The organism is Corallococcus exercitus (genome assembly GCF_042231735.1).
Taxonomy (GTDB): domain Bacteria; phylum Myxococcota; class Myxococcia; order Myxococcales; family Myxococcaceae; genus Corallococcus; species Corallococcus exercitus_B.
Genome location: NZ_CP102577.1, coordinates 3,589,656 through 3,603,445, shown reverse-complemented (window position 1 = coordinate 3,603,445; position 13,790 = coordinate 3,589,656). Strand labels below are relative to the sequence as shown.

General features: G+C 72.0%; 9 protein-coding genes and 1 pseudogene. 3 read left to right on the top strand and 7 right to left on the bottom strand.

Annotated features, from left to right (window positions below; genetic code table 11):
- Positions 1–284 precede the first annotated feature (284 nt).
- Positions 285–3,227 carry a choice-of-anchor D domain-containing protein gene (locus NR792_RS13860; protein WP_375760510.1) on the top strand — a complete coding sequence of 981 codons (2,943 nt, stop codon included), beginning with the start codon at positions 285–287 and terminating at the stop codon, positions 3,225–3,227.
- Positions 3,228–3,311: 84 nt separating this feature from the next.
- Entirely contained in the window at positions 3,312–4,238 is a 927-nt protein-coding gene (locus NR792_RS13855; RefSeq protein ID WP_375760509.1) for a metallophosphoesterase, read from the top strand.
- Here NR792_RS13855 and NR792_RS13850 read toward each other — a convergent pair.
- The 7 genes and pseudogenes from NR792_RS13850 to NR792_RS13820 all read right to left on the bottom strand — a co-directional run.
- Complete coding sequence (locus tag NR792_RS13850; RefSeq protein ID WP_375760508.1) at positions 4,228–5,391, bottom strand: response regulator; 1,164 nt, start codon at positions 5,389–5,391, stop codon at positions 4,228–4,230. The genes NR792_RS13855 and NR792_RS13850 overlap by 11 nt on opposite strands.
- On the bottom strand, positions 5,375–5,995 hold the full coding sequence (locus tag NR792_RS13845; protein WP_375760507.1) for a chemotaxis protein CheB: 621 nt from the start codon (positions 5,993–5,995) through the stop codon (positions 5,375–5,377). The genes NR792_RS13850 and NR792_RS13845 overlap by 17 nt, the downstream gene beginning before the upstream one ends.
- A gap of 14 nt (positions 5,996–6,009) precedes the next feature.
- Positions 6,010–6,837 (bottom strand): CheR family methyltransferase, encoded by an 828-nt coding sequence (locus NR792_RS13840; protein ID WP_375760506.1) that lies wholly within the window; start codon positions 6,835–6,837, stop codon positions 6,010–6,012.
- Positions 6,838–6,845: 8 nt separating this feature from the next.
- A complete protein-coding gene (locus NR792_RS13835) occupies positions 6,846–10,328 on the bottom strand; it encodes a response regulator (RefSeq protein WP_375760505.1) in 3,483 nt (1,160 codons plus the stop codon).
- A 161-nt stretch (positions 10,329–10,489) separates the two neighbouring features.
- A complete protein-coding gene (locus tag NR792_RS13830) occupies positions 10,490–11,386 on the bottom strand; it encodes a phosphatase PAP2 family protein (RefSeq protein WP_375760504.1) in 897 nt (298 codons plus the stop codon).
- A gap of 57 nt (positions 11,387–11,443) precedes the next feature.
- Entirely contained in the window at positions 11,444–11,911 is a 468-nt protein-coding gene (locus tag NR792_RS13825; RefSeq protein ID WP_375761617.1) for a LysR substrate-binding domain-containing protein, read from the bottom strand.
- A gap of 67 nt (positions 11,912–11,978) precedes the next feature.
- Positions 11,979–12,353 (bottom strand): annotated as a pseudogene (locus NR792_RS13820) (LysR family transcriptional regulator); the annotation flags it as partial.
- A 258-nt stretch (positions 12,354–12,611) separates the two neighbouring features.
- Here NR792_RS13820 and NR792_RS13815 point away from each other — a divergent pair.
- Entirely contained in the window at positions 12,612–13,508 is an 897-nt protein-coding gene (locus tag NR792_RS13815; protein ID WP_375760503.1) for an alpha/beta fold hydrolase, read from the top strand.
- Positions 13,509–13,790 lie beyond the last annotated feature (282 nt).

Sequence of the window (13,790 nt, the reverse complement as noted above, 5' to 3'; positions counted from 1 at the left end):
ACTCCTCCCCGCTGCAAGTCGCACGGCCCCCGAGGGTGAGAGGTCGGTGTGGCATCGGCCGTTTTAGAAGCTTTTGCAGTCGCTTCCACGAAACGTGGAATCTCCTGCTTTACCCGTTAAAGCCCGTTCCCTTGCGTGGGCGCCCGTTTGCCGTGTTGGCGGCGTGACGGCGCCTCGTTGGGACGTCCAGGCACCAGGGTTGCACCTTTCCACGTCGACCGGATCCACGTGCAGGGCTGTGTGGGGGGACACCGGTGCCGTGTGTAGGAAGGACGGGACTCTGTATGCGTGGACTCCGATGGCTGGTGTTGGCGGTGGCGGTGGCGGCGGGGACGGCGTGTGAGCGACCCACTTCACAGCAGGCACGCACGGGCTTCGCCGCGCGGCCGGAGCTCCTGGAGTTCGGCGCCGCCGCGGTGGGCCGCACCAAGGTGATGAAGCTGCGGCTGGCGAACCAGGGGCGCGCGTCGTACCGCGTGGAAGGGGCGCGCTCGTCGCTGCCCAACGTGAGCGTCCCCGCGTTCGAGCCCTTCACGCTCACGGCCGGCGCGGAGCACGAGATTGAAGTGCGCTTCACGCCCGACGTGGAGGGCGCGGTGCAAGGGCAGCTGGAACTGCTTACCGACGCTTCCGGCGGCGCGGCGGCGCAGGTGCCCGTCAGCGGGCGCGGCGTGAAGGCGATGGTGGAGGTGCCGGAGTCGGCGCTCGACTTCGGCAACGTGAACCTGGGGCTGGTGGAGATGCGCGAGGTGACGGTGCGCAACCCCTCCGACGTGGAGAGCCCGCTGGTGCTGTCGGTGGAGGGGGCGGACGCGGATCAGTTCTCCGCCGGGGCGGGGCTGCCGTCCTCGCTGGCGCCGCACGAGACGCGCAAGGTGCCGGTGGCCTTCAGCCCGGTGCGGCTGGGCAACGCGGAGGCGGCGCTGCACGTGGCCGTCTGTGACGGCTGCGAGCCCGCGGTGGTGACGCTGACGGGGATGGGCGTGGCCAGCGCGCTGGAGGTGACGCCGCTGCGCGTGGACTTCGGCCGGGTCGCCGTGGGCGCCACCGCCGAGGAACGCATCACCGTGCGCAACCAGGGCAACGAACCGCTCAGCTACAAGGGCGCGTCGCTCCTGGAGGACCCGTCCGGCGTGTTCAAGGTGGTGAGCGCGCCCGCGCTGCCCAATGACATCCTGCCGCCGGGCGCGGTGGTGGAACTGCGCGTGGCCTTCACGCCGCGGGCGTCCGGCCGGGTGCGCGACGGCCGCGTGGAGGTGGCCGTGCGCAAGCCGAAGACGACGTCGCCCGGCCCCAAGGTGACGCTGACGGGCGAGGGGGGCGCGTCGTGCGTGGAGGTGACGCCCGCGCACCTGGACTTCGGGCCGGTGGCCTTCGGCATGACGGCCACGCGCGACGTCACCGTGCACAACCACTGCCGCGAGGAGACCTCCGTCACGGGCCTGCACCTCACCACGCAGGCGGGCGGCTACTTCACGCTCGCGCAGCCCCCGTCGAACCAGCCGGTGGCGCCGGGGGGCACGCTGAAGGTGGGCGTCACCTTCAGCCCTCGCGCGGGCGTGGGCAGCGTGAGCCAGGGGCAGCTGGCCGTCACCTCCACCCAGCGCACCTCCAGCGCCACGGACGGGGTGACGCTGTCGGGCGAGGGCCGGGCCTTCGCGCCGTGCGAGTACGCGCTGCCCGCGGTGCTGGACTTCGGCCAGGTGCCGGTGGGCTCGGAGGTGGCGCTGGGCGTCACGCTGCGCAACACCGGCAACGAGGCGTGCTTCCTGTCGGCGCTCCAGCTGGCGTCGGGGTCGGATCCGGCCTTCCGCGCGACGGCGGTGGCCAACAGCGTGCTGGAGCCCGGCAAGAGGGCGACGCTCATCGTGCGCTTCCAGCCGCCCGTGGAAGGGGAGTTCCAGGGGCTCGCGGAGGGCTGGGTGAGCCACCCCACGCGCGGCCACCCGCTGGTGAACCTGGTGGGCCGGGGCGTGCAGGGGTGCTTCTCCGTGCAGCCCACCACGGTGGACTTCGGCGTCAGCCGGCTGGTGTGCGGCCCGCGCACCCGCGAGTTCATGGCCTACAACGACTGTCCGGGGGACGTGAAGGTCGCGGGCATGAAGCTGGAGCAGGCGGGCCAGGAGTTCGAGGTGTCCGGCGCGCTGCCGGCCACGATTCCGGCGGGCGGGCGCGTGAAGCTCACCGCGAAGTACGCGCCCGTGGAGGAGGGCGAGGCCGCGGCGACGGTGCGCTTCACGCTGAAGGACGGCGCCGTCTACAACGCGGGGCTCGTGGGGCGGGGGCTGGCGAAGACGGAGCAGACGGACCGCTTCGTCCAGGAGGCGGAGGCGCGCGTGGACGTGCTCTTCGTCGTCGACAACTCGGGCTCCATGATGGAGGAGCAGCAGAGCCTGGGGGAGAACTTCGCGGCCTTCCTCTCCGCCGCCACCGCCGCGCAGGTGGACTACCGCATCGGCGTCACCACCACCGGCCTGGACCCGTCCCCCGGCGGCTGGTCCGAGTGCCCCGGCGGCGCGATGGGCGGTGAGAACGGGCGCCTGTTCCCCGTGGACGGCTCCAGCCCGCGCATCATCACGCCCCAGACGCCCAACGCGGCCGGCGTCTTCGCCATCAACACCCACGTGGGCGTGTGCCACTGGAACGAGCAGGGTCTGGATGCCACGTACCGCGCGCTGTCGGATCCACTGCTCTACAACCTGGACGACCCGCGCACGGCGGAGTCCGACGACGGCAACGGCGGCTTCCTGCGCGACGACGCGAAGCTGGCCATCATCGTGCTGTCGGACGAGGAGGACTTCAGCGCGCAGCCGGTGGCCTGGTACGAAACCTACCTGCTGGCCCTGAAGGGGAACGACCCCACCAAGGTGAGCTTCAACGCCGTGGTGGGCCCGGAGGACCTGTCCACCTGCACCACGTCCAGCAGCTCCGGCAGCCGCTACATGGAGCTGGCCCACAAGCTGGGCGGCGTGGTGGACAGCATCTGCACGCCCAACTGGGCCGCGTCGCTGGAGAAGCTGTCGGAGAGCGCCTTCGGCCCCAACCGCACCTTCCCCCTGGCGGAGCTGCCCGCGGACCCGGGCGCCCTCGTCGTCCGGGTGGATGGGGTGCCCGTGACGGACGGCTGGACCTATGACGCGCGCGCCAACGCCGTCGTCTTCGACCGCGCGCACGCCCCGGCTCCCGGCACGGTGGTGGAAGTCACCTATCCGCTGGGTTGCCCGTAGCCAGGACGGCCATTCGTCCGTCACCGGAAAGTGCCGGAGGGGGATGACTCGACAGCGCGGGGCGGGAGGCTTTGAGTGAAGGGCATGCCGCAGGACTCCCTCCTCGTCGCCGCGCTGGGTGACATCCATGGACGCTTCCACCGGGTGGAGGCGTGGCTGGACGCGCTGGAGCAGGCGCGCGGCCGGCGGGTGGACTTCGTGCTGGCGGTGGGGGACGTGGAGGCCTTCCGCCGCGCGGACGACCACCGGCGCAAGGCCGCCAAGCGCGCCATGCCCGCGGAGTTCGCCGAGTACGCGGACGGCGTGCGCCGCGTGAAGCGGCCGCTGTACTTCATTGGCGGCAACAACGAGGACTTCGAGGCGCTGCACGACCTGCCCGACGGCGGGGAGCTGGCCCCGGACGTCCACTACCTGGGCCGCGCGGGACTGCGCACCCTGGGCCCCCTGCGCGTGGCGTACCTGTCCGGCATCCACGCGCCGCGCTTCATCGACCAGCCGCTGAAGCGGCCCACGTCGCTGGATACGGCGAAGCAGGCGGGCTACTTCCGCACGCCGGAGGTGGAGCAGGTGGCCGCGGCGCGCGACGTGGACCTGCTGCTGGTGCACGAGTGGCCCCGGGGCATCGTGCAGAAGGCCCGCGACGAGCGGCTGGCCCCCGCGCGCCCCCTGCCGTCGCCGTGGATTGGCAACCCGGTGACGCGCAAGCTGGTGGACACGGTGCACCCGAAGTGGGTGCTCTGCGGCCACTCGCACAAGCCCTTCGCGGTGGCGCTGGAGTCCCACGGGCGCACGACGTCGCGCGTGGCGTGCCTGGACCAGGCGGCGCGGCCGGACACCGCCGTCTTCTGGCTGGAGTTCGAGGGCCGCGAGGCCCAGCGCGCCGGCTGGGGCGTGTCCGGCGTCGCCTCCTGGCAGGCCGGGCAGCGCTGGGGGCTGCACACGCTGCCGCTCCCCGAGCCGGAGCCGGACGGGCCGGGCAGCGTGCCCGCGGACAACGGCGCTACAGCTTGACGACGTCCACGCCCTTGCGCGGCAGCTCCACCCGGAACTCCGTGTAGGGCCCGGTGCCGGAGAGCACCTCCACGCCGCCCTGATGCGCGTGGATGATCTGCTGGACGATGTAGAGCCCCAGGCCCAGCCCCTCGCCCCGGCCCCGGCGCTGGTTGCCGCCCCGGAACGGGTCGAAGAGGAAGGGCAGGAGGTGGGGCGGGATGACGCCCACGTTGGTGATGGTGAAGCGCAGGGCGTCGTCGCGCGTGCCGTCCACGCGGATGCGCACGGGCTCCGCGGCGTCGCCGTGCTGGAGCGCGTTGCCGATGAGGTTGGAGGCCACCTGCGCCAGCCGGTCCGCGTCCCAGTCCCCCACGAGGTCGCCGTCCTGCTGCACCTCGATGCGGTGGCGGGGCCACGCCGTCTGGTGCTCCTGCACCATGCGCTGCACCAGCTGCCCGAAGTCCGTCTCTCCCCGGCGCAGCGGGATGCCGCCCGCGAGCCGCGCGCGCGCCAGGTCCAGCACGTCCTCAATCATCCGGCCCATGCGCTTGCCGGCGGCCATCATCCGCGTGGCCGTCTTCTTCACGGCCTCGTCGTCCGAGCGGCGCTGGAGCAGGTCCGCCGCGGTGAGGATGGCGGAGAGGGGGTTTCTCAGGTCGTGGCCCAGCACCGCGGTGAACATCTCGTTGAGGCGCAGGGTCTCCGCGAGCGTGTCCAGCTGCTGCGCCAGCTGCTGCTTCTGGCGGTGCATCTGGAAGAAGACCTCCGCCTTGCTGCGCAGCGCGCGCGCCTCCAGCGGCTTGTAGAGGAAGTCCACCGCGCCCGCGTCGTAGCCCTTGAAGGTGCGCCGGGGGTCGCCCGTGCCCGCGGTGACGAAGATGATGGGCACGTCGCGCGTGCGCTCGGAGCCGCGCATCAGCTCCGCCAGCTCGAAGCCGTCCATCTCCGGCATCTGCACGTCCACGAGCGCGAGCGCGAACTCGTGTTGCAACAGCAGCTCCAGTGCCTCCGCGCCGGAGCGGGCGCAGTGCACCTCCACGTCGTCGCGCCGCAGCACGGCGGACAGCGCCAGGAGGTTCTCCTCCAGGTCATCGACGAGCAGGCACTTCACCCGGGAGGCCACGGACAGGGGCTCCTTGCTGAGAACAGACAGGTCAGATAGCACCGCCATCTCCCCATGCCCGGAAGACGGCGGGCATCTGTTCAAGAGGAAGCACGAAATCCACCGGCCCGGCCGCGAGCGCCGCCGCGGGCATGGTGGCCACACGCGCGGTGTCAGGCTCTTGCACCAGGGTGACGCCGCCCCCGCGTCGCACCGCCTGGAGGCCCAGGGCCCCGTCCGTGTTGGCGCCCGTCAGGAGGACGCCCCCCAGGCGCTCGCCGTAGACGCCCGCCGCGGACTCGAAGAGCACGTCGATGGACGGGCGGGAGAAGTGCACCGGCGCGTCCTGGGACAGCGCGAGCGTGGGGCCGTGCGCGTCCCGGTCCACGAGCAGGTGATAGTCCGGGGGCGCGAAGTAGAGGGACCCCGGCTGGATGGGCTGCTTGTCGGCCGCTTCGTACACCGGCAGCGCGCACCGGGGGGCGAACACGTCCACCAGCAGGCTGGGGCGGTCGCGGGGCAGGTGCACGACGACGAGCAGCGCGGGCCGGAAGTCGCCGGGCAGCGTGGGCAGCAGCTGCGACAGCGCGTCCACCCCGCCCGCGGACGTGCCCAGGACGATGGCGTCGACGCGGCCAGGAGGCGTCGCGGAAGGATGGCGCGCGGTGGGCATGGACGGTGGGTCCTCTAGCGCTTCTGGTAGAGCCGGTCCTCGGGGACGACGGGGGTGAAGGCGGCCTCGTGGGAGGAGAAGCGCAGCGACTCGCGCGCCCCCAGGCCCAGGAACCCCTTGTGACAGAGAGACTCCGCGAACAGTCCCAGCGCGCGCTCCTGCAACTCGCGGTTGAAGTAGATGAGCACATTGCGGCACGACAGGAGCTGCACCTCCGCGAAGACGCTGTCGGTGGCCAGGCTGTGGTCCGAGAAGACGATGTGCCCCTTGAGTGAACGGTCGAACACCGCGCCGCCGTACGCGGCCGTGTAGAAGTCCGACAGCGACGTGCGCGCGCCGGACAGCCGGTGGTTCTGGGTGAAGGACGCGATGCGGTCCACCGCGTACACGCCGGCCTCCGCGCGCTGGAGCGCGCTGGGGTTGATGTCCGTGGCGTAGATGAGCGTGCGCTCCAGGAGCCCCTCCTCGCGCAGCAGGATGGCGAGCGACCACGCCTCCTCGCCCGTGCTGCACCCGGCGATCCACACCTTGAGGGAAGGGTACGTGCGCAGCACCGGCACCACGTGCTCGCGCAGCGCGCGGTAGTACGACGGGTCGCGGAACAGCTCGCTCACCTGCACGGTGAGGTAGTCCAGCAGGGAGGGGAACAGCGCGGGCTCGTGCAGCACCCGGTCCTGGAGCTGGGACAGGGTGGCGCAGTCGAAGTGGTCCGCGGCCTGGGCCAGCCGGCGCTTGAGCGACGACGCCGCGTAGCCGCGGAAGTCGTAGTGGTACTTCAGGTACAGGGCCTCGAGCAGCAGCCGCAGCTCGATGTCGAAGTCCTTCGACGTCACGTCGAGCATGCGCGGCCTCATCCCTTGGGCATCCACACGCGCAAGAGCGACAGCAGCTTCTCCACGTCGAGCGGCTTGGCGATGTAGTCGTTGGCGCCCGCCTGGAGGCACTTCTCCTGGTCGTCGCGCATGGCCTTCGCGGTGAGCGCGATGATGGGCAGCTTGCGCCACGCGTCCTGCTTGCGGATTTCGCGCGTGGCGGTGATGCCGTCCATCTCCGGCATCATGACGTCCATGAGCACCAGGTCCACCGCGAGCTGGGGCTGGGCCAGGCTCTTCGTCAGCAGCGCCAGGGCCTCCCTGCCGTTGCGGGCGATCTCCACCTTCGCGCCCCGGGGCTCCAGCACGCTGGAGAGGGCGAAGATGTTCCGCACGTCGTCCTCCACCACCAGGATGCGGCGGCCCTCCAGCGTGGACTCGCGGTCGCGCGCGGCCTGGAGCATGCGCTGGTGCTCCGGCGGCAGGCGCGACTCCACCTGGTGCAGGAACAGCGTCACCTCGTCCAGCAGCCGCTCCGGGGAGCGCACGCCCTTGATGATGATGGAGCGCGAGAAGCGGCGCAGGCGCTGCTCCTCGTCGCGGCTGAGCGAGTGCCCGGTGTAGACGATGACGGGCGGGAAGGAGACGCCTTCCTCCGCGGCCATGCGCTCCAGGAAGTCATGGCCGCTCAAGTCCGGCAGGTGCAGGTCCATCACGATGCAGTCGAAGGTGTGCTCGCGCAGCCGCTGGAGCGCCGCGTGCGCGGTGGCGATCCCCTCCACCTCCACGCCCTCCGTCTCCAGCAGCTTCTGGAGGCTCTCGCGCTGGCGGGCGTCGTCCTCCACCACCAGCACCCGGCGCGGACCCGGCGCGGACTTCGTCTCCAGCGTGCGGAAGACGTCCAGCAGCTGCTCGCGGTGCACGGGCTTGAGCGCGAAGCCCACCGCGCCCAGCTCCAGCGCCTCGCGTGTCCGGTCGGAGGCGGACAGCACGTGCACCGGGATGTGGCGCGTGCGCGGGTTGCGCTTGAGCTGATCCAGCACGGTGAAGCCGGAGTGGTCCGGCAGGTTCATGTCCAGGATGATGGCGTGCGGCGTGTGGCGGAGCGCGGCGGCCAGGCCGTCCGTGGCGGTGGAGGCCAGGACGCACTGGAAGCCCAGCTCGCGGGCCTGGTCGCGCAGGACGAGCGCGAACCGGGCGTCGTCCTCCACCACCAGCAGCACGCGCGAGCCGGGCGTGAGCCGCTCGCGGTCGTCCTCCAGGCCGGGCGGTGGGGCCGGTGGCGCCGCCAGTGGCTCGGACGGCAGCTCGGCCGGCGGCTCGGACAGTCGCTCGGCGCGCGGGGCCACGGGCCGGACGGGGGCGGGGAGCGCCTCGCGGCCCGCCGGCACCGGAGCGCCGGGGCGCAGGGGGAGGGTGACGGTGAAGGTGCTGCCCTCGCCGGGCGCGCTGCTCACGGTGACGTCGCCGCCCAGGAGCCGCGCCAGGTCGCGGGAGATGGACAGGCCCAGGCCGGTGCCGCCGTACTTGCGGTGGGTGCTGCCGTCGGCCTGCCGGAAGGCCTCGAAGATGAGGCCCTGGAGCTCGCGCGGGATGCCGATGCCGGAGTCGCGCACGCTGAAGGTCACGCGCGCCGGGTCCGGCGTGGCGATGGCGAGGGCCACCTCGCCGGCCTCCGTGAACTTGAAGGCGTTGGCGAGCAGGTTCTTGAGCACCTGTCCCAGCCGCTGCGGATCCGTCTCCAGCGTCGCGGGCACGTCCGGCGCGACGGTGAGGGTGAAGCGCAGGCCCTTCTGGTCGGCCACGGGCTGGAAGGTGCGGGACAGGCTCTCCACGAAGCCCTGGAGCCCCACGGACTCCCACTGCGCCTCCACCTTGCCCGCCTCGATGCGCGACAGGTCCAGGATGTCGTTGATGAGGGCCAGGAGGTCGTTGCCCGCGGCGCCGATGGTCCGCGCGAACTTCACCTGCTCGGCGGTGAGGTTGCCCTCCTTGTTGTCCGCCAGCAGCTTCGCGAGGATGAGCGAGCTGTTGAGCGGTGTGCGCAGCTCGTGGCTCATGTTGGCCAGGAACTCGCTCTTGTAGCGGCTGGTGCGCTCCAGCTCCGTGGCCTTCTGGGTGAGGGTGGCCTGCGCCAGGACCAGGCTGTCGCGCTGGGTCTCCAGCAGGCGCGCCTGCTGCTCCAGCTGCGCGTTGGTCTGCTCCAGCTCCGCCTGCTGGGTCATCAGCCGCGCCTGGGACTCCTTGAGGACGCGGCTCTGCTCTTCAATCTCCTCGTTGGAGACGCGCAGCTCCTCCTGCTGGGCCTGGAGCTCCTCGGCCTGGCGCTGCGTCTCCGCCAGGAGCTCTTCCAGGCGGGTGCGGTCGTGCGAGGCGCGCACCGCGACGCCGATGGCTTCCGACACCCGCTGGAGCAGCTCCAGGTCCGACGGGTGCACCGGGTGCAGGAAGCCCAGCTCCACCACCGCGTGGACCTGGCCGTCCACCTGGGCGGGCGCGATGAGCACGTGGCGCGGGCGGCCCCGGGCCAGGCCGGAGGCGATGGGCAGGTAGCCCTCGGGCACGTCGCGCAGGTGGACGGCGCGGCCGTCCTTGAGGGCCTGTCCGGCCAGGCCTTCACCGGGGGCCAGGTCCTCGTTGCGCGCGTCCAGGTCCGGGGGCAGCGCGTGGCCCGCGACGCGGCGGAAGCGGTTCGTCGCGTCCGCGAGGTAGAGCGCCCCCACCTGGGCGTCCAGCGTGTCGGCGAGGACGCGCAGGATGTTCTCGCCCAGCCGGTCCAGCCGCTGGTCGCCCTGCATGCGCGTGGCGAGCGCGGCCTGGCCGGCCTGGAGCCAGGACTCGATGGCGCGGGCGCGGAAGTCGCGCGCGGCGGTGTACGCCGCGATGCCGAGCAGCGCGAACAGCACCCCGGAGCCGCTCAGGGTGACGGCGAGGGACAGGTTGGCGGACGACTGGAACTCCGCGTAGCGCCGCGTGAGCAGCGTGCGCTCCTCCAGCTTCATCTCGTCCACGGTGTCGCGGATGGTGCGCATGGCGTCGAGGCCGCGGTCCTCCTTCACCACCGCGATGGCCTGCCGGCCTTCGCCCCGCAGCTGCAGGTCCACGGTCTCCTGCAGCTCCGCCAGCTTCTCCGTGACGGCGCCCTCCAGCCGGTCCACCCGCTGCTGCTGCACCGCGCTGTCGGCGACGAGGGCGCGAAGCTCCGCGAGGTGCGTGGGCAGCGTCTTCTTCGCGAGGGTGTAGGGGCTCAGGTAGCTCTCCCCACCCGTCAGCAGGAAGCCGCGCTGGCCCGTCTCCGCGTCCTTCACGGTGGACAGCAGCTCCTCCAGCTTCGCCATCACGGAGAAGGTGTGCGTCACCAGCACGCCCGTGGACGCGCGCGTCTGGAGCGTGCGGTAGGCGAGGAGGGCGATGGCGAGCACGGCCAGCGCCGCCACGGCGAAGCCCATGAACGTGGAAGGCGGCAGCGCGGGCCCGAAGCGTTCGACGCGCGGGGCGTCCTTCACGCGGGGCGGGCTCATGGGCACCGCTCCGGAGCGCACGCGGGAAGGTCAGTCAGGATGGAGCGCACGGAAGGACCCGTCCGACGAAGGTGAACGGATCGCGTACCATGGCGCGTGGGTACGTCCGGGAGCCGTGAGGGCCGAAGTGTCGGCTTGTGCGCGGCCGGATGCGGGCGTGCCTAGAAGGCGCCTGACAGGCCCACCATCTGGCTGCCCACCACCGGGTTGAGCGACACCTGAGACGCCCGCGTGGCGGCCGGCGGAGCGTCATCGTCCACGCGGCCGTGCAGGAGCAGGGGCACGGCGATGCCGAACGCGGTGCCCAGCAAGGCGCCGGTGAGCACGTCGGAGAGGTAGTGCTTGTCCGCGCCCATGCGCAGCAGGCCCACCGACGCGGCGAGCGGCAGGCCCACGCCCCAGATGATGCCCTGGTGCTTGTAGCCGCGCAGGGAGGCGACGGTGCCGGCGGACACGGCCAGGGAGAAGGCCAGGTTGGTGTGGCCGCTGTAGAAGGACAGGTTGTTGTCGGTGGGGTGCGCGGTGAGGCCCTTGGCCTCCTCCGGGAGGACGTGGACGAAGGGGCGCTCGCGGCCCACGGCGAACTTCACCGCCTGGTTGGCGACGGAGGCGATGACGGCGCTCTGCACCATGATGGTGGCGTCCTGGGCGAAGAACTCCCGGGACGCGCCGCTGCTGTGGCCCACGGCGTACTGGGTGCCCAGCAGGGCCAGCGGCAGGCCCGCGAACCCGACGATGTTGCTCCAGGTGTCCGCGCGCTTGCGGGAGGCTTCCGTGTCGCCCGCGATGCCGCGGCCCCAGCGGTCCAGGCGGTTGAGCCGGTCGGTGCCGTCCGGAGCGCGGTCGCACCAGCGGCACTGCGCCGGGGCCAGGTTGTCCTTGAAGACCGACTCGCTGGAGAGCCACAGCACGCCCGCGGTGCCGGTGATGATGCCGTCGCGGGTCCAGTTGAAGCGCAGCGCGCGCGGTGCATCGGAGGTGTCCTGCGCGGCGGCGGGGGACAGCGGCGCCAGCAGGAGCAGGCAGAAGGTGGCGAAGGTCCGGTAGGAGGCAAGCATGGAGCCGCGGAGCATAAGGGCGCTCCGCCCCTTCACGGCAACCCGGGTGACGTGGGATCAGCGCGCCCCGGCCTCGTCCTCTTCGACGAGCCGCGCCAGGAAGTCGCCCAGGGCCTTCACCTTGGGCGGGGTGCGCCGGGCCTGGGGCCACACCAGCCACAGCGCGCCGCGCTCCAGGGAGTGTTCACGCAGGAAGGGGCGCAGCGTGCCGGCCTCCAGCTCCGGGCGGATCATCAGCTCCACGAACTGGGCGATGCCGAAGCCCGCCCGGGCCGCGTGGGTGACGGCCTCGCTGTTGTTGAAGACGAAGGTCTCCGGGATGCGAGGCGCGGGGGCGCCCGCGGGCTGGCGCAGGGCCCAGGACTCCACGCGGCCGGTGGACACGAAGCGGTAGCGGATGCAGTCGTGCTCCTGGAGCGCGTCGAGCGAGCGCGGCGTGCCGTGCGCCTGGAGGTAGGCGGGGGAGGCGCAGAGGATGAAGCGCTTGGGGCCCAGGCGCCTGCGCATGAGGCGCGAGTCGGTCAGCTCCCCGCCAGCGCACCGCCGCGTCCAGTCCGTCCCCGACGATGTCGGCCACGTGGTCGTTGACGTCCAGGTCCAGCTCCAGGTGCGGGTACTCGCGGCGGAAGCGCTGGAGGTTGGGGATGATCAGCCGCAGGGCGAGCATCTCCGGCACGGAGACGCGCACGCGGCCCCGGGGCGTGCGCACTGCGTGGGCGAGCTCCGACTCCGCGTCGCGCAGCTCGGTGAGGGCGCGCACGCAGCGCTCGTGGAAGCGGGCGCCCTGTTCGGTGAGGTGCATGCGCCGAGTGGTGCGCTGGAAGAGGCGGGTGCCCAGGCGTTCCTCCAGCCGGGCCACGCTCTTGCTCGCGGCGGAAGGGGTGATGCCCAGCGCGCGGGCCGCGGAGGCGAAGCTCCCGGTCTCCGCGACACGGGCGAAGACGCCGATGGCGGACAGGCTCTCCATGCGTTCCTCCAGGGCTTCATGATTCAGGACACGGGTGTCTCGGGTGAAATGGCAGACAGCGTCATTTCGCGCACGCCCTTTCCACCGCATGAATGCCGGCGAAAGGAAGCACGCGCCATGTCCACGCCCTGGAAGGAACCGCCATCCGACGGCCCTGAATCGATTGTCCGAGCTGTATCGACCCAGGTGCCCGAACCTCCGGACCGCCTGCCACCCGCCAGCGACACGGGAAGGCCGTCCGCGGTTTCGCGTCGCGGCGTGTTGAGTGCGGGAGCCGCGCTGATGCTCGCGGGGTGCTCGACTCCGTCCGCCACGGGTCCGCGCGCGGCTTCGGACGAAGCGAGCAAGCACGAGCCGAAGGCCTTCACCCAGCACCGGTTCACCTCCGCGGACGGCACCTCGCTGTCCTACTTCCGGCAGGGGCAGGGACCCGCGCTCGTCTGGGTCTACGGCACGCTCAGCACCTGGGGCGACTGGCGGGACGTCGCGTCGCGGCTGTCTCCCCACTTCACCCACTTCGTGCTGGAGCGGCGTGGACGTGGTTCCAGCGCGGACGGGACGGCGTATGCGCTGGAGCGCGAGGTGGAGGACGTGCTCGCGCTGATGCAGGAGGCCGGGCCCGGTGCCTCGCTGTTCGGCCACTCGCTGGGGGGCATCCTCGCGCTGGAGGCGGCGACGCGCCGGCCTCCGGCACGGCTGGTGCTCTATGAGCCCCCGTTCCCCATCTCCCAGCGCATCGCGCGCGAAGCGGTGGAACTCGTCCGGACGACCTGGAAGCGCGAGGGACCGGACGCGGCGCTCGTGGCCGCGCAGCACCACATCTTCCGGATGCTCACGCCGGAGCAACTGGAAGCCTTCCGCCAGACGCCGCAGTGGGCGAAGCAGCTCGGCATGATGGAGACCTTCCTGCGCGAAATCGGCGCGGTCGCGGACCTCCCGCTGGGCGTGGAGCGCTTCGGCGCCGTGGACACCGCGACCCTCGTGCTCCTGGGCGACCAGAGTCCCCATGTGCTCCTCGCGGAACCCGCCCAAGCCCTGGCGAAGGCGCTCCCGCACGCATCCCTTCGCGTGCTGCTGGGGCAGGGGCACGTGGCCCACGTCTCGGCACCCGGGCTGCTCGCCCGTGAGGTGGAGGCCTTCCTCACCGCGCGCTGAATGCCGGGCACGGCGCTGCCCCCGGACATCCAAGCGGTGCCCCCGCCCGACATGGCTCCAACCTATCCGCTTGTCGGACAGGTTTCCGCGGCTCGGATGGCGCGGAGGCCTCCGCGTAGAGGCCCTGTCTCGCTGTCCCCAACCTGTCCGCTTGTCGGACAGGTTTCCGTGGCTCGGACGGCGGAGCCCTCAACGCCACGGTGCGCGACGACGCGGGTCCGACGACCGGGAGCGTCGGCGGGAGTTCGTCAGCCCAGGGGGGGCCGCCTCGGTCGTTCCACA